The 20,926-nt window shown below is 61.5% G+C and carries 22 protein-coding genes; 13 read left to right on the top strand and 9 right to left on the bottom strand.

Annotated elements, in window-relative coordinates; translation table 11 throughout:
* Window positions 1-21 precede the first annotated feature (21 nt).
* The 6 genes from BLU52_RS09465 (at window position 22) to BLU52_RS09440 (ending at window position 4,733) form a co-directional block, all read left to right on the top strand.
* Entirely contained in the window at window positions 22-855 is an 834-nt protein-coding gene (locus BLU52_RS09465; RefSeq protein ID WP_090282932.1) for an alpha/beta fold hydrolase, read from the top strand.
* A complete protein-coding gene (locus tag BLU52_RS09460; RefSeq protein WP_090282931.1) occupies window positions 852-2,333 on the top strand; it encodes an aldehyde dehydrogenase in 1,482 nt (493 codons plus the stop codon). The genes BLU52_RS09465 and BLU52_RS09460 overlap by 4 nt, the downstream gene beginning before the upstream one ends.
* Window positions 2,334-2,345: 12 nt before the next feature.
* Window positions 2,346-2,831: a flavin reductase family protein gene (locus BLU52_RS09455; RefSeq protein ID WP_090282930.1), complete on the top strand. Its 486-nt coding sequence runs from the start codon at window positions 2,346-2,348 to the stop codon at window positions 2,829-2,831.
* 136 nt (window positions 2,832-2,967) lie between these two features.
* Window positions 2,968-3,357, top strand: a complete 390-nt coding sequence (locus BLU52_RS09450; RefSeq protein ID WP_090282929.1) for a carboxymuconolactone decarboxylase family protein — start codon at window positions 2,968-2,970, stop codon at window positions 3,355-3,357.
* Between the two features lie 58 nt (window positions 3,358-3,415).
* Window positions 3,416-4,168 carry a GntR family transcriptional regulator gene (locus BLU52_RS09445; protein ID WP_090282928.1) on the top strand — a complete coding sequence of 251 codons (753 nt, stop codon included), beginning with the start codon at window positions 3,416-3,418 and terminating at the stop codon, window positions 4,166-4,168.
* 1 nt (window position 4,169) lies between these two features.
* Window positions 4,170-4,733, top strand: a complete 564-nt coding sequence (locus tag BLU52_RS09440) for an NUDIX hydrolase (RefSeq protein ID WP_090282927.1) — start codon at window positions 4,170-4,172, stop codon at window positions 4,731-4,733.
* A gap of 123 nt (window positions 4,734-4,856) precedes the next feature.
* Here BLU52_RS09440 and BLU52_RS09435 read toward each other — a convergent pair whose 3' ends face one another.
* Complete coding sequence (locus tag BLU52_RS09435; protein ID WP_090282926.1) at window positions 4,857-5,153, bottom strand: DUF1330 domain-containing protein; 297 nt, start codon at window positions 5,151-5,153, stop codon at window positions 4,857-4,859.
* A gap of 69 nt (window positions 5,154-5,222) precedes the next feature.
* Here BLU52_RS09435 and ribBA point away from each other — a divergent pair, with 69 nt between their 5' ends.
* From ribBA to BLU52_RS09410, 5 genes are all read left to right on the top strand, one after another.
* On the top strand, window positions 5,223-6,332 hold the full coding sequence (gene ribBA, locus BLU52_RS09430; protein WP_090282925.1) for a bifunctional 3,4-dihydroxy-2-butanone-4-phosphate synthase/GTP cyclohydrolase II: 1,110 nt from the start codon (window positions 5,223-5,225) through the stop codon (window positions 6,330-6,332).
* A 321-nt stretch (window positions 6,333-6,653) separates the two neighbouring features.
* Window positions 6,654-7,679: an ABC transporter substrate-binding protein gene (locus BLU52_RS09425; protein ID WP_090282924.1), complete on the top strand. Its 1,026-nt coding sequence runs from the start codon at window positions 6,654-6,656 to the stop codon at window positions 7,677-7,679.
* Window positions 7,676-8,584, top strand: a complete 909-nt coding sequence (locus BLU52_RS09420; RefSeq protein WP_090282923.1) for an ABC transporter permease — start codon at window positions 7,676-7,678, stop codon at window positions 8,582-8,584. Before BLU52_RS09425 ends, BLU52_RS09420 begins: the two co-directional genes overlap by 4 nt.
* A 6-nt stretch (window positions 8,585-8,590) precedes the next feature.
* Window positions 8,591-9,400 (top strand): ABC transporter permease, encoded by an 810-nt coding sequence (locus tag BLU52_RS09415; protein WP_008088090.1) that lies wholly within the window; start codon window positions 8,591-8,593, stop codon window positions 9,398-9,400.
* A 17-nt stretch (window positions 9,401-9,417) separates the two neighbouring features.
* Window positions 9,418-10,572: an ABC transporter ATP-binding protein gene (locus BLU52_RS09410; RefSeq protein ID WP_090282922.1), complete on the top strand. Its 1,155-nt coding sequence runs from the start codon at window positions 9,418-9,420 to the stop codon at window positions 10,570-10,572.
* A gap of 199 nt (window positions 10,573-10,771) precedes the next feature.
* Here the strand turns inward: BLU52_RS09410 and pepN are convergent, their stop codons facing one another.
* Genes pepN through BLU52_RS09380 form a run of 6 tightly spaced genes read right to left on the bottom strand, consistent with a single transcriptional unit; the run spans window position 10,772 to window position 17,289 of the window.
* A complete protein-coding gene (gene pepN, locus BLU52_RS09405; RefSeq protein ID WP_090282921.1) occupies window positions 10,772-13,429 on the bottom strand; it encodes an aminopeptidase N in 2,658 nt (885 codons plus the stop codon).
* A gap of 10 nt (window positions 13,430-13,439) precedes the next feature.
* Entirely contained in the window at window positions 13,440-14,270 is an 831-nt protein-coding gene (locus tag BLU52_RS09400) for a DUF2797 domain-containing protein (protein ID WP_090282920.1), read from the bottom strand.
* On the bottom strand, window positions 14,267-14,527 hold the full coding sequence (locus BLU52_RS09395; protein ID WP_016774215.1) for a YeaC family protein: 261 nt from the start codon (window positions 14,525-14,527) through the stop codon (window positions 14,267-14,269). The genes BLU52_RS09400 and BLU52_RS09395 overlap by 4 nt, the downstream gene beginning before the upstream one ends.
* 34 nt (window positions 14,528-14,561) lie before the next feature.
* A complete protein-coding gene (locus BLU52_RS09390) occupies window positions 14,562-15,431 on the bottom strand; it encodes a rhomboid family intramembrane serine protease (RefSeq protein ID WP_090282919.1) in 870 nt (289 codons plus the stop codon).
* Window positions 15,428-16,402 carry a metallophosphoesterase gene (locus BLU52_RS09385; RefSeq protein ID WP_408003556.1) on the bottom strand — a complete coding sequence of 325 codons (975 nt, stop codon included), beginning with the start codon at window positions 16,400-16,402 and terminating at the stop codon, window positions 15,428-15,430. Before BLU52_RS09385 ends, BLU52_RS09390 begins: the two co-directional genes overlap by 4 nt.
* A complete protein-coding gene (locus tag BLU52_RS09380; protein WP_011333623.1) occupies window positions 16,399-17,289 on the bottom strand; it encodes an NAD(+) kinase in 891 nt (296 codons plus the stop codon). The genes BLU52_RS09385 and BLU52_RS09380 overlap by 4 nt, the downstream gene beginning before the upstream one ends.
* A 112-nt stretch (window positions 17,290-17,401) precedes the next feature.
* On the opposite strand from BLU52_RS09380, the gene BLU52_RS09375 reads away from it, so the two are divergent.
* Window positions 17,402-18,352, top strand: coding sequence for a DUF1853 family protein (locus BLU52_RS09375; RefSeq protein ID WP_090282917.1), 951 nt, complete (start codon window positions 17,402-17,404; stop codon window positions 18,350-18,352).
* A gap of 112 nt (window positions 18,353-18,464) precedes the next feature.
* Here BLU52_RS09375 and BLU52_RS09370 read toward each other — a convergent pair whose 3' ends face one another.
* Window positions 18,465-19,748 (bottom strand): arsenic transporter, encoded by a 1,284-nt coding sequence (locus BLU52_RS09370; RefSeq protein ID WP_090282916.1) that lies wholly within the window; start codon window positions 19,746-19,748, stop codon window positions 18,465-18,467.
* Between the two features lie 143 nt (window positions 19,749-19,891).
* Window positions 19,892-20,449: an NADPH-dependent FMN reductase gene (locus BLU52_RS09365; RefSeq protein WP_090282915.1), complete on the bottom strand. Its 558-nt coding sequence runs from the start codon at window positions 20,447-20,449 to the stop codon at window positions 19,892-19,894.
* A 183-nt stretch (window positions 20,450-20,632) separates the two neighbouring features.
* Here BLU52_RS09365 and BLU52_RS09360 point away from each other — a divergent pair, with 183 nt between their 5' ends.
* On the top strand, window positions 20,633-20,869 hold the full coding sequence (locus BLU52_RS09360) for a hypothetical protein (protein WP_090282914.1): 237 nt from the start codon (window positions 20,633-20,635) through the stop codon (window positions 20,867-20,869).
* The last annotated feature ends 57 nt before the right edge of the window (window positions 20,870-20,926 follow it).

Below are 20,926 nucleotides of genomic sequence, written 5' to 3'. Positions count from 1 at the left end.
AAGGCATTGCAGGAGCGCTCCATGATTCGGCTCACCGCTGAACTCACCCCGGCTGGCACCAGTTACCTGGCGACCGGCCAAGGCCAGCCCGTGGTTTTGATCCACGGCGTGGGCCTGAACAAAGAAATGTGGGGCGGCCAGATCGTTGGCCTGTCCAGCGACTATCAGGTGATCGCCTACGACATGCTCGGCCACGGCGCCAGTCCGCGGCCGGCCAGCGGCACCGAGCTGCTCGGTTACGCCGATCAGTTGCTCGAACTGCTCGATCACCTGAACCTGCCGCAGGCCGCGGTGATCGGCTTCTCCATGGGTGGCCTGGTCGCGCGGGCGTTTGCCCTGCACTATCCGCAGCGCCTGCAAAGCCTGGTGGTGCTCAACAGCGTGTTCAACCGCAGCGAAGAGCAGCGTGCCGGCGTCATCGCGCGTACCGCGCAGGCCGCTGAACACGGTCCGGACGCCAACGCCGAAGCGGCGCTGTCACGCTGGTTCAGCCGTGAATATCAGGCGGCCAACCCGGCGCAGATCGCCGCGCTGCGCCAGACTCTGGCCAACAACGACCCGCAGGGTTACCTGACCACCTACGAACTGTTCGCCACCCAGGACATGTACCGCGCCGACGACCTCGGCACGATCACCGCACCGACCTTGATCGCCACTGGCGAACTTGATCCGGGTTCGACCCCGGAAATGGCCGAGCAACTGGCCCGGCGCATCCCCGGTGCGAAGGTTGCCGTGCTCCCCGAGCAACGGCATATGATGCCGGTAGAGTCGCCGCGTCTGGTCAACCAGACATTGCTGCAGTTTCTCCAATTCGCACACTCCCGACAAAACCATATAAAGGGGATCGTTGCATGACACTCGCACGCTTCCAGATGTGCATCGGCGGAGATTGGGTCGACGCCCTCTCCGGCAAGACTTTCGAAAGCCTCAACCCGGCGTCGGCGCAAGCCTGGGCCCAACTGCCCGATGCCGATGAAGCCGACGTCGAACGCGCCGTGCAAGCCGCGCAAACCGCGTTCGACAGCCCGGCCTGGCGTGGCCTGACCGCCACCGCACGGGGCAAGCTGTTGCGCCGTCTCGGCGACCTGATCGCCGAAAACAAAGAGCAACTGGCGCAGCTGGAAAGCCGCGACAACGGCAAGCTGATCCGCGAAACCCGTGGTCAGGTCGGTTATCTGCCGGAATTCTTCCACTACACCGCGGGCCTGGCCGACAAGCTTGAAGGCGGCACGCTGCCGCTGGACAAGCCCGACCTGTTTGCCTACACCGTGCACGAAGCCATGGGCGTAGTCGCGGCGATCATTCCCTGGAACAGCCCGCTCTACCTGACCGCAATCAAACTGGCCCCGGCCCTCGCTGCCGGCAACACCATTGTGATCAAGCCGTCCGAGCACGCTTCGGCAACGATTCTGGAACTGGCGCGACTGGCCCTCGAAGCCGGGATTCCGCCGGGCGTGGTCAACGTCGTCACCGGTTACGGCCCGAGCACCGGCGCCGCCCTCACCCGCCATCCGCTGATCCGCAAGATCGCCTTCACCGGCGGCGCGGCGACGGCACGGCATGTGGTGCGCAGCAGCGCCGAGAACTTCGCCAGGCTGTCGCTGGAACTGGGCGGCAAGTCGCCAAACATCATCTTCGCCGACGCCGATCTGGACAGCGCGATCAACGGCGCGATTGCCGGGATCTACGCCGCATCCGGGCAGAGTTGCGTGTCCGGTTCGCGCTTGCTGGTGCAGGACGAAATCTACGACGAGTTCGTCAATCGCCTGGTCGAGCGTGCCCAGCGCATCCGCATCGGCAACCCGCAGGAAGACCACAGCGAGATGGGCCCGATGGCCACCGCGCAGCAACTGGCAGTGGTCGAAGGTCTGGTCGCTGATGCCATCGCCGAAGGCGCGCGGTTGCGCACTGGCGGCAAGCGTCCGACCGATGTCGGCGAAGGCTGGTTCTACGAGCCGACGCTGTTCGAGTGCGACCGCAATTCGATGAAGATCATGCAGGAAGAAGTCTTTGGCCCGGTCGCTTCGGTGATCCGCTTCAAGGATGAAGCCGAAGCGCTGGCGATCGCCAACGACTCGCAGTTCGGCCTTGCCGCCGGCATCTGGACCCGCGATCTGGGCCGCGCCCATCGTCTGGCGCGCGATGTGCGCTCGGGGATCATCTGGGTCAACACCTACCGCGCGGTGTCGGCGATGGCACCGATCGGCGGCTTCAAGAACAGTGGCTATGGACGCGAAAGCGGCATCGATTCGGTGCTGGCCTACACCGAACTGAAAACGGTGTGGATCAACCTTTCTCAGGCGCCAATGCCTGATCCGTTTGTGATGCGCTAGGAGTCCTGCGAAATGATCGAACCCGGCATTTACAAAGACGTCATGAGCTCGTTCCCGTCCGGCGTCACGGTGGTCACGACGCTGGACCCGGACGGCGGCATCGTCGGCATCACCGCCAGCGCCTTCAGCGCGCTGTCGATCGACCCGGCACTGGTGCTGTTCTGCCCCAACTACGCCTCCGACACCTATCCGGTGCTGCGCGACAGCAAGAAGTTCGCCATTCACTTGCTCTCCGCCGAACAGACCGCTGAAGCCTATGCGTTCGCCGGCAAGGGCAAGGACAAGGCCAAAGACATCGAGTGGCACCTGAGCGATCTGGGCAACCCGATCCTCGCCAGGGCCACGGCGATCATCGAGTGCGAGTTGTGGCGGGAATACGATGGCGGTGACCACGCAATCATCGTCGGCGCAGTGAAGCACCTGATCCTGCCCGAGCAACCGGTGACGCCGATGATTTACCACAAGGGCAAGCTGGGTGCGTTGCCGACCCTGACCTGACGAATTCACACAAATCCCTGTAGGAGTGAGCCTGCTCGCGATAGCGGACTGACATTCAACATTGATGTCGACTGATCCACCGCTATCGCGAGCAGGCTCACTCCTACAAGGGGATCTGTGGTGAATGGAGGATTTCATGAGTAACGAAAAGTACCAAAAAGGCCTGCAAATCCGCACCCAGGTATTGGGCGAAGCCTACGTGCAGCGCTCGATCGACAACGCCGATGACTTCACCCGGCCGCTGCAGGAAATGGTCACCGAGTACTGCTGGGGCCATGTCTGGGGGCGTGAGGGGTTGTCGCTCAAGGAGCGCAGCATGATCAACCTGGCGATGATCTCGGCGCTCAACCGCCCGCACGAACTCAAGCTGCATGTGCGTGGCGCCTTGCGTAACGGCCTGAGTCGTGAGCAAATACGCGAAATTCTGCTTCAGGTCGGCATTTATTGCGGCGTTCCGGCGGCCGTGGACAGTTTCCGGCTGGCCCGTGAAGCCTTTGCCGAAGCCGACGCCGAGGCCTCCAGTTAACCCCTCGGCTGTTTAGATGCCCGTCTGGCATGGACAGCCAAGCTCAAGAGCGGACCCCATGAAACGCCAGCCACTCGACGACAGCTTCAAGGTCAATCGCAACCCCGTTACCCTGCGCGAAATCGTGCTGGACAAACTGCGTAGCGCGATCATGAATTTTCAGCTCATGCCAGGCGATCGCCTGGTCGAACGCGACCTGTGTGATCGCCTCGGCGTCAGCCGCACTTCGGTGCGCGAAGCCTTGCGTCATCTTGAATCCGAAGGTCTGGTCGAATTCGCCGACGCCAAGGGCCCGCGCGTGGCGATCATCACCCTCGCCGATGCCGTCGATATCTATGAACTGCGCTGCGTGCTCGAAGGCCTGATCGTTCAGCTGTTCACCCTGCGCGCCAAGGCCAAGGACATCAAAGCCCTGGAAAAAGCCCTCGACGACAACCGCAAGGCGCTGAAGGACGGCGAGCTGCAGCAGGTGATCGACTCGGTGCAGGGCTTCTATGACGTGCTGCTCGAAGGTTCGGGCAACCATGTCGCCGCCACGCAGTTGCGCCAGTTGCAGGCGCGCATCAGCTATTTGCGTGCGACGTCGGTGTCGCAGGAAAACCGTCGCGGCGCGAGTAATCACGAGATGGAAAAAATGGTCGCGGCGATCAAGAGCGGCGATCCGCTGGCGGCGCATCAGGCCTGTGTCGATCACGTCCGCGCGGCGGCTGCCGTGGCCCTCGACTACCTCAAGCGCAAGCAGGAAGAGACTGGCGCGACGCCGGCGATCACCCTGCCCATCGCGCTGAAAGAACCGCGTATAGGTCACTGATATGTTCAGCCCGAGCTATTGCCCGAAATGCGGTGGCCCTGACCTCGGTCAGCAGATACCGGCGGGCGATACGCACGAGCGGCTGATGTGCCGCGGCTGCGGCTACATCCACTACGTCAATCCGAAGATCATCGCCGGCTGCATCATTGAGCAGGACGGCAAATACCTCTTGTGCCAACGGGCGATCCCGCCGCGCCCGGGTACCTGGACGCTGCCGGCCGGTTTCATGGAAAGCGGCGAAACCACCGAGCAGGCGGCGTTGCGCGAAGTCTGGGAAGAAAGCGGAGTGCGCGCCGAGATCGTCTCGCCGTATTCGATTTTCAGCGTGCCGAAGATCAGCGAGGTGTACATCATCTTCCGCGCCATCGCCCTGGAAATTACCGGGCAATACGGGCCGGAGACGCTGGACTACAAGTTTTTTGCCCCTGAAGACATCCCGTGGGAACAGATCTACTACCCGGCGATCCGGCAGATTCTCGAGCGCTATATCGAAGAGCGCCAGGCGGGGGTCTACGGGATTTACATGGGCAATGACGACAGCGGCAAAATTCACTTCATGCGCTGATAACGCTTCGCTTTTTTGTAGGAGTGAGCCTGCTCGCGAAAGCGGAGTATCAGTCGACATCTTCATCAACTGACAGTCCGCTATCGCGAGCAGGCTCACTCCTACAGAGGGTGGTGGTGCTGCCTAGAGCGGGGCAAAGGCCTCAACGATAATGATCTCCGCCCTCGCCCATTCCTCGCGATAACTTTTCGCTTCCTGATACGCCGCCGAGCGGTAGCACGCCACGGCTTGCTCATAGCTTTCGAACTCGATGATTACCGTGCGTTGCGGCGTTTCGCGCCCTTCCATCGCCTCGCTGCGTCCGCCTCTGGCGAGAAATACGCCGCCGAACGCGGCAATCGCCTGCGGCGTGCGCTGGGTGTATTGGCTGTAGTGTTCGGCATCGGCTATATCCACATGAGCAATCCAGTACGCCTTCATAGTGACCTCTTTGTTGATTTTTGTATTATGGTATACCAATATATTTCCAACGAACCCTGAGAGTCCAGCATGGCCTTCAACAGCATCGAAGAAATCATCGACGATTATCGCCTCGGCAAAATGGTTTTGCTGGTCGATGACGAAGACCGCGAGAACGAAGGCGACCTGTTGCTGGCCGCCGACCGCTGCACGCCCGAGGCGATCAGCTTCATGGCCCGCGAAGCGCGCGGGCTGATCTGCCTGACCCTGACCGATGAACATTGCCAGCGTTTGGGCCTGGAGCAAATGGTCCCGAGCAATGGCAGCGTGTTCAGCACCGCGTTTACCGTGTCGATTGAAGCAGCCGTCGGCGTAACTACCGGGATTTCCGCAGCCGATCGCGCCTGCACCGTCGCCGCCGCCGTGGCGCCAAATGCCCGTGCCGAGGATCTGGTGCAGCCCGGCCATATCTTCCCGCTGCGCGCCAAGGAAGGTGGCGTGCTGACCCGCGCCGGCCACACCGAAGCCGGCTGTGACCTGGCGCGGCTGGCCGGTTTTACTCCGGCCTCGGTGATCGTCGAGGTGATGAACGACGACGGCACCATGGCCCGGCGTCCGGATCTGGAACTGTTCGCACGCAAGCACGGGATCAAGATCGGCACCATCGCCGACCTGATCCACTATCGCCTGAGCACCGAGCACACCATCGAACGCATCGGCGAACGCGAACTGCCGACGGTGCATGGCACCTTCCGTTTGATCACCTTTGAAGACCGCATCGAAGGCGGCGTGCACATGGCGATGGTCATGGGCGATCTGCGCCGTGACGAACCGACCCTGGTGCGCGTGCATGTGATCGATCCGCTGCGCGATCTGGTCGGCGCCGAGTACAGCGGGCCGAAGAACTGGACGCTGTGGGCGGCGCTGCAACGAGTGGCGGCCGAAGGTCACGGGGTGGTCGTGGTGCTGGCCAATCATGAGTCGTCACAGGCCTTGCTTGAGCGCGTGCCGCAACTGACCCAGCCACCGCGACAGTTCAGCCGCTCGCAATCGCGGATCTATTCGGAGGTCGGCACCGGAGCGCAGATTCTGCAGAACCTCGGGATCGGCAAGCTGCGCCATCTCGGCCCGCCGCTGAAGTATGCGGGGCTGACCGGGTATGACCTTGAGGTCGTCGAGAGCATCCCGTTCACTGAATAACCCGCGCCAAGCACAGATTCAATTGTAGGAGTGAGCCTGCTCGCGATAGCGGTGTATCAGTTGACGAAGATGTTGGCTGACACACCGCTATCGCGAGCAGGCTCACTCCTACAGGGGTTTTACATTTCAGATCGATTCCTTCGAACGCCAAAAAAACCGCCCAGCCAGATAACCGGTAAGGCAAAGTGCTTGCACAAAGTTTGGAATACCATAATATGATATTCCATAGACCGGACACTCCAACGAACGTCCATCTACTGCTCCCGTCAGGCGGGCAACAACGCAAGCCCGCTCAATAAACACAACAATGAGGGCGTAAAAATGGTGTTGAACAAAGCTGCAACCGCAATTCTTTTTGCGGGACTGCTCAGCGTCACCGGCCAGGCTGCAATGGCTGCCGAAAGCGTCAATTTCGTCAGCTGGGGCGGTAGCACCCAGGATGCGCAGAAACAGGCCTGGGCCGATCCGTTCAGCAAGGCCAGCGGCATCACCGTCGTCCAGGACGGGCCGACCGACTACGGCAAACTCAAAGCCATGGTCGAAAGCGGCAACGTGCAGTGGGACGTGGTCGATGTCGAAGCCGATTTCGCCCTGCGCGCCGCGGCTGAAGGCCTGCTCGAGCCCCTCGATTTCAAAGTGATCCAGCGCGACAAGATCGACCCACGCTTCGTCAACGATCACGGCGTCGGCTCGTTCTTCTTCTCCTTTGTCCTCGGTTACAACGAAGGCAAGCTCGGCGCCAACAAGCCACAGGACTGGAGCGCCCTCTTCGACACCAAGACCTGGCCCGGCAAACGCGCCCTGTACAAATGGCCGAGCCCAGGCGTGCTGGAACTGGCGCTGCTGGCCGATGGCGTCGCCGCCGACAAGCTCTACCCGCTCGACCTGGATCGCGCCTTCAAGAAACTCGACACCATCAAGAAAAACATCGTCTGGTGGGGCGGCGGCGCACAGTCGCAGCAACTGCTGGCCTCCGGGGAAGCGAGCATGGGCCAGTTCTGGAACGGTCGCGTCCACGCCCTGCAGGAAGACGGCGCGCCGGTCGGCGTGAGCTGGAAGCAGAACCTGGTCATGGCCGACATTCTGGTCATTCCAAAAGGTGCGAAAAACAAGGACGCGGCGATGAAGTTCCTCGCCAACGCCAGCAGCGCCAAAGGCCAGGCCGACTTCTCCAACCTGACCGCCTACGCGCCGGTCAACCTCGACAGTGTGGAGCGTCTGGATTCGACGCTGGCCCCCAACCTGCCGACTGCCTACGCCAAGGATCAGATCACTCTTGATTTCGCGTACTGGGCCAAGAACGGTCCGGCCATCGCGACACGGTGGAACGAATGGCTGGTCAAATGAAAATCGCGGCCACCGCGTCCCGTCCCTCCACTGCCACCGGGAGCGCCCTCGGCGCTACCGGTGCGTCCCTCAAGCAACGCTGGCGCGGCGCCGGCAACCTCGCCCCGGCGCTGTTGTTCCTCGGCCTGTTCTTTCTCGCGCCGTTGATTGGCCTGCTCTTGCGTGGTGTGCTCGAACCGACGCCCGGCCTTGGCAACTATGAACAACTGTTCGCCAACTCGGCGTATGCGCGGGTGCTGCTCAACACCTTTTCGGTGGCCGGGCTGGTGACCTTGTTCAGCCTGCTGCTGGGCTTTCCGCTGGCCTGGGCGATCACCCTGGTGCCGCGCGGCTGGGGCCGCTGGATTCTGAACATCGTGCTGCTGTCGATGTGGACCAGCCTGCTCGCTCGCACCTACTCGTGGCTGGTGTTGCTGCAAGCCTCGGGCGTGATCAACAAGGCGCTGATGGCCATGGGCATCATCGACCAGCCGCTGGAAATGGTGCACAACCTCACCGGCGTGGTGATCGGCATGAGCTACATCATGATCCCGTTCATCGTGCTGCCGTTGCAGGCGACCATGCAGGCCATCGACCCGATGATCCTGCAGGCCGGCTCGATCTGCGGCGCGAGCCCGTGGACCAACTTCTTCCGGGTGTTCCTGCCGCTGTGCCGGCCGGGCCTGGCTTCCGGCGGATTGATGGTGTTCGTGATGTCGCTCGGTTACTACGTGACCCCGGCGCTGCTCGGCGGCGCGCAGAACATGATGCTGCCGGAGTTCATCATTCAGCAGGTGCAATCGTTCCTCAATTGGGGCCTGGCCAGTGCCGGTGCCGCGTTGCTGATCGCAATCACCCTGGTGTTGTTCTACTTCTACCTGAAGCTTCAACCGGAATCCCCGGTTGGCGCCAGCAACGCGAGGTAAGCCGAAATGCTCCTGACTCCCAATGCCATGAGCCGGCGCATGCGTTTCGGCTTGTATGCCACCACCGGGCTGATCGGTCTGTTCCTGCTGTTGCCGATCGTGTTCATCGTGCTGCTGTCGTTCGGTTCCTCGCAGTGGCTGGTGTTTCCGCCGCCGGGCTGGACGCTGAAATGGTACGGCCAGTTCTTCTCCAATCCTGACTGGATGAGCGCCGCTGCGGCCAGCCTCAAGGTGGCTGTGCTGACCACGATCTGCGCCGTGGCCCTCGGCTTGCCGACCGCGTTTGCGCTGGTACGCGGACGCTTTCCTGGCCGGGAAATGCTGTACGGCCTGTTCACCCTGCCGATGATCGTGCCGCTGGTGATCATCGCCGTGGCGGTGTACGCGCTGTTTCTCAAGCTCGGTTACACCGGGACGATGTTCGCTTTCGTCGTCAGTCATGTGATCGTCGCGCTGCCGTTCACCATCATCTCGATCATCAACTCGCTCAAACTGTTCGATCAGTCGATTGAAGACGCGGCGGTGATCTGCGGCGCCTCACGCCTGCAAGCGGTGTTCAAGGTGACGTTCCCGGCGATTCGTCCGGGCATGGTCGCCGGCGCCCTCTTCGCCTTTCTGGTTTCGTGGGATGAAGTGGTGCTCAGCGTGATGATGGCCAGCCCGACCCTGCAAACCCTTCCCGTGAAAATGTGGACCACCCTGCGCCAGGACCTGACCCCGGTGATCGCCGTCGCTTCGACGCTGCTGATCGGCCTGTCGGTCCTGGTCATGGTGATCGCCGCCGCCCTGCGCCGGCGCAACGAAATCAGCGCCTGAGCGCCGAGGAGTACGACATGAGTGCCGTGATCAAAGACGCCTCCCAGCAGAACGACAAACCCCTGGTCAGCCTGCGCAACCTGAACAAGCACTACGGCGACTTTGCCGCCGTCGACAACATCTCGCTGGACATCAAGGACGGTGAATTCCTGACCTTCCTCGGCTCCAGCGGCTCGGGCAAAAGTACGACGCTGTCGATGCTCGCCGGGTTCGAAACACCGAGCAGCGGCGAAATCCTCGTCAACGGCCAGTCACTGGTCAACGTGCCGCCGCACAAGCGCGACATAGGCATGGTCTTCCAGCGTTATTCACTGTTTCCGCATCTGTCGGTGCGCGACAACATCGCCTTTCCTCTGGCGATTCGCAAACTGGCGGCGGCGGAGCGCGACAAGCGTGTCGACGCCATGCTGAAACTGGTGCAACTGGAACAGTTCGCCCATCGCCGCCCTTCGCAACTGTCCGGCGGCCAGCAGCAACGTGTGGCCATCGCCCGCGCGCTGGTTTACGAACCACGCATTCTGCTGATGGACGAACCGCTGGGTGCGCTGGACAAAAAGCTGCGCGAGGACTTGCAGGACGAACTGCGCCAACTGCACCGGCGCCTGGGCATCACCATCGTCTACGTGACCCACGATCAGGAAGAAGCCATGCGCTTGTCACAGCGCATCGCGATTTTCAGCCACGGCAAGATTGTCGGCCTGGGCAGCGGTTATGACCTGTATCAGAATCCGCCGAACGCCTTTGTTGCGTCGTTCCTTGGCAACTCGAATTTCCTCAAGCTCAAGGCCCAGGGTAATGCCGCGGCGAGTTTCGAGGGGCAGCCGTTGTCGATCCGGCTGACGGCCGGGTTGCAGACTGATCAGGATGTATTGCTGATGGTGCGGCCAGAAAAGGCCTTGGCGTTGAGCGTGCAGCAGGCAGCCCGCGAACCGCTGCCGTCGGGCTGGAACGAAGTGCCAGCGACCGTGGTGGAAGTGCTGTTTCTCGGTGAAAGCCAGACCTGCAGCGTGGTCACCGCGGGCGGAACCTCGATGACCGTGAAAGCCTTGTCAGCCGCCGGCATGCCGCTCAAGGCCGGCGACCCGGTGCATGTGCGCTGGGCTACCACGGATGCCTGCGTCTACACCGAATGGACTGAAAGCGACCTGAACAAGGCTGCCGGCTCGCACTGATTTTCCTGACTCACACAACCCCCTGTAGGAGTGAGCCTGCTCGCGATGACGGTGTGTCAATCAAAGATGTATCCGCTGACACACCGCCATCGCGAGCAGGCTCACTCCTACAAGTGGACCGCGTTCACCCTCGGGTCACCTCAGCGTCGGGCTGAGGTGGCCTTTTTTTCAAGTGCGCAAAACCGACTCGAGGATGCCCTCAAGCCAGACTCTTGCTCACCACTTCATACACATCACTCGACAACGCCCCGGACGCGAGAATCCGCTCCAGTTCGGCCTTCATCAACGCCTGACGCGCGGCGTCGTATTTGCGCCAGCGGGTCAGCGGTGCCAGTTGACGCGAGGCGATTTGCGGGTTGAAGCCGTTCAGCTCGATCACCAGATCGGCGAGGAAGCGATAACCGCTGCCGTCCGCCGCGTGGAAATTGATCAAGTTCTGCCCGGCGAATGCACCGATCAGCGCGCGGACCTTGTTCGGGTTCTTGATGTTGAAGGCCGGGTGCTGCATCAACGCCTTCACCCGCGCCAGGCCGCCCGGCAAGGTGCTGCCGGCCTGCACGCTGAACCACTGATCCATGACCAGCGGATTGTCCTTGAAGTGCTCGGCGAAACTGGCCAGCGCCAGGGCTTTCTGCTCTTCGAACGGCGAGTTGACCAGCACGGCCAGCGCGGTCAGGCGCTCGGTCATGTTGTCGGCATTTTCAAATTGCTCCAGCGCCGCCGCCAGTACTTCCGGCTTGCCGCTGAGCATCAGGTACGACAGCGCGATGTTCTGCAAGGCGCGACGGGCGAAGTGCTCGGCTTCGGCCACGTACGGCGTTTGCTTCGACAGGTCGCGGTTGGCCTGGTAACGCAGCCACAGCGCTTCGAACAAACCTTCGGCGAGTTGCTTGCGGGCGAACTCGCGGGCGTTGTGGATTGCCTCGACGTCAGCCACTTCGCTGATTTCGGTGAGGTAGGCCTCGCCCGGCAGCGAGAGCATCTCGGCAACCATCGCCTGATCCAGCGACTCGTCGGACAGCACCGTGCGCAGCGCCGAGGTCAGGCGCGGATCGAGGACCATGGCCTCACCCTTCTGCTGCTGGCCGATCAGCTCTTGCAACACCTGCACCGCCAATTGCTGGCCGGCATCCCAGCGGTTGAAACCGTCGCTGTCGTGCTGCATGAGGAACATCAGTTGATCACGGTTGTACGGGAAGCTCAGCTTCACCGGCGCCGAGAAGCCGCGCAGCAGCGATGGCAGCGGTTGCTCATGGATGTCGACGAAGGTGAAGGTCTGCTCGGCCTCGGTCACCGAGATCACCCGCGTGGTGCCTTGCGCCGAGGCTTCACCGGCCAGGCGCAACGCCAGCTCGTTGCCCTGGCTATCGAGCAGACCGAGTTCGACCGGAATCACGAACGGCAGTTTTTCAACTTTGTCCGGGGTTTCCGGGCAGCTCTGGCGGAACGTCAGGCTGTAGGTTTTTGCTGCGGCATCGTACGACTCGCTGACCGCCAGACGCGGTGTGCCGGCCTGGCTGTACCAGCGCTTGAATTGCGTCAGGTCGACGCCATTGGCGTCTTCCATGGCCTTGACGAAGTCATCGCAGGTCACGGCTTGCCCGTCGTGACGCTCGAAGTACAGATCGCTGCCCTTGCGGAAGCCTGCGGCGCCCAGCAGGGTGTGGAGCATGCCGACCACTTCCGAGCCCTTTTCGTACACGGTCAGGGTATAGAAGTTGGAAATCTCGATGAAGCTGTCCGGGCGCACGGCGTGGGCCATCGGGCCGGCATCTTCGGCGAACTGGTGGGTGCGCAGGTAGGCCACGTCCTGAATGCGCTTGACCGTGGCCGAGTTCATGTCCGAGGAGAAACCGGCGTCACGGAACACCGTGAAGCCTTCCTTGAGCGACAGCTGGAACCAGTCGCGGCAAGTCACGCGGTTGCCCGACCAGTTGTGGAAATATTCGTGGGCGACGATCGCCTCGACCCGCTGGTGCGCGGCGTCAGTGGCGGTTTCGGCGCGGGCCAGCACGGCACTGGAGTTGAAGATGTTGAGGCCCTTGTTCTCCATCGCGCCCATGTTGAAATCGTTGACCGCGACGATCATGAAGATGTCCAGATCGTACTCGCGACCGTAGACCTCTTCGTCCCAGCGCATCGACTTCTTCAGGCTGTTCATCGCGTGCTGGCACTTGTCGATGTTTTCCGGCTCGACATAGATGCGCAGCGCGACGTTGCGCTGGCTCATGGTGGTGAACGTGTCTTCGACGCACCACAAATCACCGGCGACCAGCGCGAACAGGTAGGCCGGTTTCTTGAACGGGTCTTCCCAGGTCGCCCAGTGCCGGCCGTCTTCACCCGGGCCCGAAGCGATCGGGTTGCCGTTGGAGAGCAGCACCGGGTAGCTGTGCTGTTCGGCGACCACGGTGGTGGTGAACTTGCTCATCACGTCCGGGCGGTCGAGGTAATAGGTGATCTTGCGAAAGCCCTCGGCCTCGCACTGGGTGCAGAACATCGTGCCGGACTTGTACAGGCCTTCCAGCGCGGTATTGGTTTCTGGATGGATCCTGACGCTGGTGTCGAGAGTGAAGTTGTCGCTGCCCGGCTGCAGGGTCAGGTGGCTGTCGGAAATTTGATAGTCCGCAGCGCTCAGCTCCTGGTCGGCCAACGTTACCGAGAGCAATTCCAGCTGCTGGCCGTCCAGCACCAGCGGCGGCAGGCCCGGGCCACGCTCGGGGTTGCGGCGCATCACCAGTTGCGCGTGGACCAGACTGTGGTCCTCGAACAACTCGAAGGTCAGGTGCGTTTCGTCGATCAGGTACTCGGGCGCCTGATAGTCCTTGAGGTAAATCATCTTCGGTTGTTCGGTGCGCATGCTGGAATCCTTATTGATGCACGGCGAGCTGGTAAGCCGTGTATTTACGAATGTTGATCACGCCGGTGTCGAAAATCAGGTATTGCCCCTTGATCCCCAGCAGCGTGCCTTCGGCAATCGGGTTCTTGTCCAGGTTGAAGCTGACGATTTTCGCCGGGTATTGCTCGACGGGATAGCGGATTTCCAGCGGTTCGACATCGGCAATCGTCTGAATTGCCTGTAGGCCGAATCGCTCTTGCAAACCTTGCAGGCCTTCGGCGCAGCTTTCGAACAACTGATCACGCACCTGCGCCAGATCCACCGCCGCCGCGTCGCCCTTGAGCAGCGCGCGCCAATTGGTCTTATCGGCCACCTGGCTGCGGAACAGATCTTCGACGAACCCCGACTGCTGCCGTGTGGCGACGCGCATGATCGGCAGCGCCTGACTGGCGCCCTGATCGAGCCAGCGGGTCGGCAGTTGCGTTGCACGGGTGATGCCAACCTTGATGCCTGAAGAATTGGCCAGATAGACCACATGATCGGTCATGCAGAACTGCTCGCCCCACGCCGGATCGCGGCAGGTGCCGGCGTCAAAGTGACAGCGCTCCGGGCTCATGATGCACAGGTCGCATTGGGCCAGTCTGGTCATGCACGGGTAGCAATAACCCTGACTGAAACTGGTTTTGGTCTTGCGCCCGCAATGGGTGCAGTGGATCGCCCCCAGGTATTCCAGACGCACCGTACTGCCGATCAACGGGTTGACCGGCACCTCGACGTCATCCAGACGAAACGCGTATTGCACGTTCGGCCCGTCCAGACGCGCCGACATTTTGCTGATTGCACCGCGGCCAATCTCGATCAATGGATGGCATCCGACTTGAACAGGATGTTCGGCACTTCGATCGATTTCGACGCACATTCCTGCGGGCCCATGTAACCGGTGCGCTGGTCTTCGGGCAGGTTCTGGATTTCCCAGGCGATCATCGCCTGCAACGACAGCTCGCGCTGTTCGGCGGTGAGCTTGTTGCCGTCGGACCATTTACCGATTTCCACGGCCAGTTTCAGGCTTTCGTAGATGTCCGGGGTGATGTTGTTGATCATGTCGTTAAAAGAGGACATCAGGAGTCTCCGTGCTCTTCAATTCGCTAAAAATTCAGACGGCCAGTTTACGGCGGTTATACAAACCCCCCAACAAACCGGTAAAGCATCCGATGAGTAACCCGCTCAGGTGCGCGGCGTTGGCAATCTGCCCAAAGCCGATCAACGAGATCAGCCCGGACATGCACACCACCAGCCAGATCAGCATCATCGCCAGCACACCACGCGGCAGACGATAGGCTGGATTGGGCGCCAGCAACTGGAAAATCCAGCAGTGCCCGAGCAAGCCGTAAAGCACGCCGGACAGGCCGCCGAACAGGGTCGGGCCGCTCCAGACAAACTGCGCGTAGTTGGACACCAGACTGAACAGCAGCGTCAGGCCGATCAGATTGATACTGCCCTGACGCGATTCGATGCGCCGGCCCAGCTCCCAGTACCACATGCCGTTCATGGCCAGATGCAGGATGCCGAAGTGGATCAGCATCGGCGTGATCAGCCGCCACCACTGCCCTGCCGCCAGGCTGTCGGCCAACGGCGTGAAATGGATGTACTCGCCGATCACCCGGAAGTCGAGAAAGGTCAGCCAGCGCAGCGTTTCGAGGTTTTCGCCGAGAAACGTCAGACCGCCGACGATCAGGCTCAACAGCAGGATCAAGCCGGTGGCCTTGGCGTGTTTCAGTTGTTCGGCGAAGCTCGGGCGCTTGAAGGTCTGGCCCACTGGAATATCCAGTTGCTGGTCAGGGTCGCCGGCCGGGAAGCGTTCGTACAGCGAGCGCACATCGTCGCTGATTTCTGACGGTGCCCACAGCACTTGCTCGCCCGCCTCTTCGCTGACCCGATGCGGCACCTGCATGCGTTGCAGCAGTTTGACGAAACCGCTCAGGTCCACCGCCAAAGGCAGGCGCAATACCGCTACCGCACTCATTGCAGCACCTCCGGCCGCTCGACATCGACCCAGACGAATTTTTGCGGATCGAGGCGTGTTTCCTGATCCAGACGATAGGCAACCAGTTTGCCGTAGAGCACCGCGCTGTAATCCAGGCACGCGAGGTTCGGGCGGATCGGCGCCGGTTTGCCGCTGCGCCAGTAATGCCCGACGAACAGCAAGGGCTCATCGACGCCGTAGCGCAGCAGGGAATTCTTTTCTGTGGAGCTCAGCGGCGTCTGCGCCACCGGCTCCGGCAAGGCGTCAGGCTGGAAGACGATGTCGCCGTAGGTTTTCGGGTCGTCTTCCCAGAATTTGGTGCGGAAGAACGAACGCACCAGGCCGTCGCCGCTGGTCATGGTCAGGCCGCCCGGCAGGCGCATGTCGGTGCCGCGCAGCAAGCGGTCGAACACCGTGCAGGCGAAGCTGCCGGGCACGGCCGAGGCCTGGAGGAAATGCTCATCGATGCAGCCATCGGGGAACAGGCCGCGCAACGGCTCGATCAGGCCGGCATCCCAACAGGCGTGCACAACGCGGAAGCGGCCGGCATCGACAAACAATGGCAGCTCGTAGAACCATTGCTGGAAATCATGCCAGTCGCCCGGATGGTCTTCGAATTGCGTCAGCGTCTCATGCAGCAAACGCGCATGGCGCTTGGTGTGTTCACGGACGAACTGCTTGCCGCTGCCCGGTGGCGCCGGGGTGCTCCAGCCGAGGGCGTTGAATTCGTGATTGCCCATGATGCACAAGGCCTGACCGGCCTCGACCATGTCATGCACGATGTGCAGCGCTTCGCGAATCCGCGGGCCACGGTCGATGATGTCGCCGACGAACACCGCCATGCGCGACGGATGCCGCCAGACCCCGCCCTGCTTGTGATAACCGAGACGGTCAAGCAAGTGTTCGAGGGTCAAGGCGCATCCGTGCACGTCACCGATCAGGTCGTAACTGCGCGCGGGATCGAGCATCAGTCGCCTCCACCGCCCAGCTTGCTGCCCCAGCCGAGCTTGGTGCGGCAGACTTCGTAGTAGTTGTGATCGAGCGGGTGGATCAGCCGCAGTTTCTGCGCTTTCTTGCTCACGGTAATGGTGTCGCCCGGCGCGCAGGTGAAGTGGTTCTGGCCGTCGCAGGAGACTTGCGGGTAGATCTGCATATCTTTGGACACGACGATTTTCAGCTCACTGTTGCCATCGACCACGATCGGCCGTCCCGACAAGGTATGGGGGTACATCGGCACAATCACAATAGCGTCGAGCTTGGGATGCATGATCGGCCCGCCGGCGGACAATGCGTAAGCGGTGGAGCCGGTCGGCGTGGCGACGATCAGGCCGTCGGCCTTCTGGCTGCAGACGAACTGGCCGTCGATGTACAGCTCGAACTCGATCATCCGCGTCGATTTGCCCGGGTGCAACACCACGTCGTTGAGCGCATCGCCCTGGCCGATGGCCTCGGCGTGGCGGCGGACTTCGGCTTGCAACAGGAAGCGGTTTTCCACCAGATAATGGCCGTCGAGCACTTCGGCGACCTTGATTTCCAGCTCGTCCGGACGAATATCGGTGAGGAAACCGAGGCTGCCGCGGTTGATGCCCAGCACTGGAATATTGTGTTTGGCCAGCGCCCGCGCGGCGCCGAGCAGGCTGCCGTCGCCGCCGACGACAATCACCATGTCACAGACTTCACCGAGCATCTTGCGCGACGACGTCTGCAGACCGTGGCCCGGCAGGACTTCAGCGATGGTGTCTTCGAGAATCACATGCAGGTGCCGATCGAGCAGAAAGCGTTTCAGTCGGCGGACGGTATCCAGCACCTGGGAACTGCCCAGGCGACCGATGATGCCGATATTACGAAATTGCTCCATGGGACCTCTGCGGACAATCGAAAACGCGAAAACCCGATTATGGGCGAAAGCCCGCGATAGACAAAATCCTTTCAGCCTCAAGGGTGCTCATGATTCAGGCTATGCTCGCAAGATGATCCTGTTTCCCGATTTGCTCCAGTTACCTCATCAGTTGCGCCATCCCGAAGTGCGGGATCTGGCGTGGGTGATCCTCGCCCCGCCGATGCTCGCCGTCACGCCATGGCCGCAGCGTCATCCACTGGCGGGCAGCGACTGGGTGCGGGACCCGCAGCGTCTCGAAAACTGGCTGCGCCAGCTCGACCGTGACAGTTACGGCTTGCTGCAGTGGCTGTCGCAGGCCCGTACCCGGCGTCTGGGCCTGTATTACGAACGGCTATGGCAGTTTGCGGTGGAGCATGCGCCGGGCATCGACCTGATCGCCGCCAACCTGCCGATCCGCCGCGAAGGCCACACGCTTGGCGAGCTGGACATGCTGCTGCGTGACCGCGATGGCGTGCATCACCTGGAGCTGGCGATCAAACTCTACCTTGGTCCGCAAACCGGTGACGGCGATGATCCGGCGCAGTGGCTGGGCCCCGGCTGCCATGATCGGCTGGACCGCAAACTGGCGCACCTGGCCGAGCACCAATTGCCGATCTCGGCGCGCGCGGAAAGCCGCGAAGTGCTGGCGGCACTGGATATCGAAACCTTCGACGCGCATCTATGGCTGGGCGGCTATCTGCTGTATCCGTGGCCCGGTGAGGCTGCATCGCCGCATGGCGCGCATCCGCAGCATTTGCGTGGCACCTGGCTGCATCAGAAGGATTGGCCGGCGTTCGTCGCGCAACGCCCACCGGGCCGCTGGCAACCCCTGCCCCGCCATGCCTGGCTGGCACCGGCGCATTACCCGGCGGATCAGGTCTGGACTGACGATGCGTTGCGCCTGTGGCTGTTGGAACTGCCGCCACTGGCGCCGGCGCAGTTGATGGTGCGCCTGAGTGAAAACGCCCAGGGCGAATGGGAAGAGGCGGAGCGGTTGTTTCTGGTGTCGGACCTTTGGCCGAATGTGCCGGGGCAAGCTTGAGATTTGCGGTGCCCGCGCGGGCCCCATCGCTAGCAGGCTAGCCCCCACAGGTTGCGCGGTGTACATGAAACCTGTGGGAGCTAGCCCTGCTAGCGATTGGGGTCACCTCGGTCTAAAGCGAAAGTCGCACCGCCAAAGCCGCCAAAGTCACCAGCAACACCGGCACCGTCAACACGATCCCGACCCGGAAGTAATAGCCCCAGCCAATGTGAATGCCCTTGCGCTCCAGCACGTGCAGCCACAACAGCGTCGCCAGGCTGCCGATCGGGGTGATTTTCGGCCCCAGGTCGCTGCCGATCACGTTGGCGTAAATCATCGCTTCCTTGATCACCCCGCTGGCCTGACTGGCATCGATCGACAGCAAACCGATCAGTACCGTCGGCAGATTATTCATGATCGACGACAGCAGCGCCGTCAGCACGCCCGTACCGAGCGCCGCGCCCCACACACCCTGGCCGGCGAACGCGTCGAGCCAGCCGGCCAGATAGCTGGTCAGCCCGGCATTGCGCAGGCCGTACACCACCAGATACATGCCCAGCGAGAAAATCACGATCTGCCACGGCGCTTCTTTCATAACCTTGCGCGTGGAAATCCTGTGCCCGCGCGCAGCAATGCCGAGCAACAGCGCGGCGCACACCGCCGAAATCGCGCTGATCGGAATCCCCAGCGGCTCCAGGGCAAAACAGCCAATCAGCAGAATCGCCAATACCGCCCAGCCCGCGTAGAACGTGGCTTTATCGTGGATAGCGGTCGTCGGGTCTTCGAGCTGCGCCGGGTCGTACGCGGCCGGGATGTCACGGCGGAAAAACCACAGCAACATGCCCAGCGTCGCCGCCACGCTGACGAAGTTGACCGGCACCATCACCGCCGCGTAGCGGTTGAAGCTGATGTGAAAGAAATCCGCCGAGACGATGTTGACCAGGTTCGAGACCACCAGCGGCAGGCTCGCGGTGTCGGCGATAAACCCGGCGCCCATGACGAAGGCCAGCGTTGCCGCCGGCGAGAAGCGCAACGCCAGCAGCATTGAGATCACAATCGGCGTGAGGATCAGCGCCGCGCCGTCGTTGGCGAACAACGCCGAAACCAGCGCGCCGAGCAGCACCATAAAAGCGAACAGCTTGCGCCCGCTGCCCCGTCCCCAGCGCGCCACATGCAGCGCGGCCCAGGCGAAAAACCCGGCTTCATCGAGTAGCAGGCTGATGATGATCAACGCCACGAAGGTGCCGGTGGCGTTCCAGATGATTTGCCAGACCAGCGGAATGTCGCTCAAGTGGACCACGCCGAAAATCAAGGCCAGTACAGCGCCGAGGGTTGCACTCCAGCCGACGCCGAGGCCTTTGGGTTGCCAGATCACGAGGGTGATGGTCAGGAGGAAAATCAGTGACGCAGCGAGCATTCGCAGAAGCCTTAATGGAAAGTCAGACAGATAAAAACCGTAGGAGTGAGCCTGCTCGCGATAGCGGTCTGTCAGTTAACAATATGCTGACTGATACACCGCTATCGCGAGCAGGCTCACTCCTACAAGGGACCGCGTTCGGTTTATTTCTTGTGTTGCTCTACGAACTGGCCGTAGGCATCGATGAATTTCTGCAGGAACGGTTTGACCGTTTCGCTCAGCTTGCCCGCCTCGTCAAACGCATTGCCCGCGCCGCCCAGATAGGCTTCCGGCTGTTGCAGGCAGTGAATATCGAGGAATACGAAGGTCTGGCGCAGATGCTGATTGGCGCCGAAACCGCCGATCGCCCCCGGCGAAACACTTATGACCGCACCCGGCTTGCCGCTCCAGCAGCTCTTGCCATAAGGCCGCGAACCGACGTCGATGGCGTTCTTCAGCGGTGCCGGGATCGAACGGTTGTACTCGGGGGTGACAAACAGCACCGCGTCGGATGACGCCACTTTCTGACGGAAAGTGCTGTAGGCTGCGGGCGGTGACTCACCATCGATGTCTTCGTTGTAGAGAGGCAGATCGCCGATTTCGACAATTTCCAGTTTCAGGTTCGCCGGCGCCAGTTCAGCCAGTGCCAGTGCGATCTTGCGATTGATCGAAGCTTTGCGCAGGCTACCGACCACTACGGCGACGTTGTAGACATTGCTCATGGAAGACTCTCGATGGTCTGTGGGAAGAGTCGCTAGTTATAGATGATCTGTTGGCGATTTCACCAGCGATCATTGGTTTTTCCTGCGCGAGGAATATTTTTTCGTTGTAGGAAAACTTACCAAGCTTGATGACGGTCTACCAAGCCGCAAATCAAGCGTTTTATCTCCAGAGGTTTTAAGCAGATGGCAGCAGTACTCGTCGGTCAGTTTCATGCAAGAGATGCGGAAGGCCGCGTTTATTCCGTGCATGAATTCCAGGAATCGAACCCGTCTGCAGACGGCTTCACCGGCTCGGAGCCCGTCACCACCTACAAATTGGCCATTGGTGACCGCATCAACAAGGTCAGCGAAAGCGAATACCTGCTGGTGCAATCGGGTATTACGCTGATTCGCGAGCCCGAGCCGATCGCCGCTCAATAAGCCGGCATCATGAGCAGGAGTCATGTGCGTAGAGTTGGGGTAGGATTCAGCACCGCC

Origin of the sequence: Pseudomonas granadensis, from assembly GCF_900105485.1 — a bacterium.
GTDB lineage: Bacteria > Pseudomonadota > Gammaproteobacteria > Pseudomonadales > Pseudomonadaceae > Aquipseudomonas > Aquipseudomonas granadensis.
The sequence above is the reverse complement of the archived record's forward strand: the minus strand, read 5'-3'. Positions and strand labels throughout refer to the sequence as shown.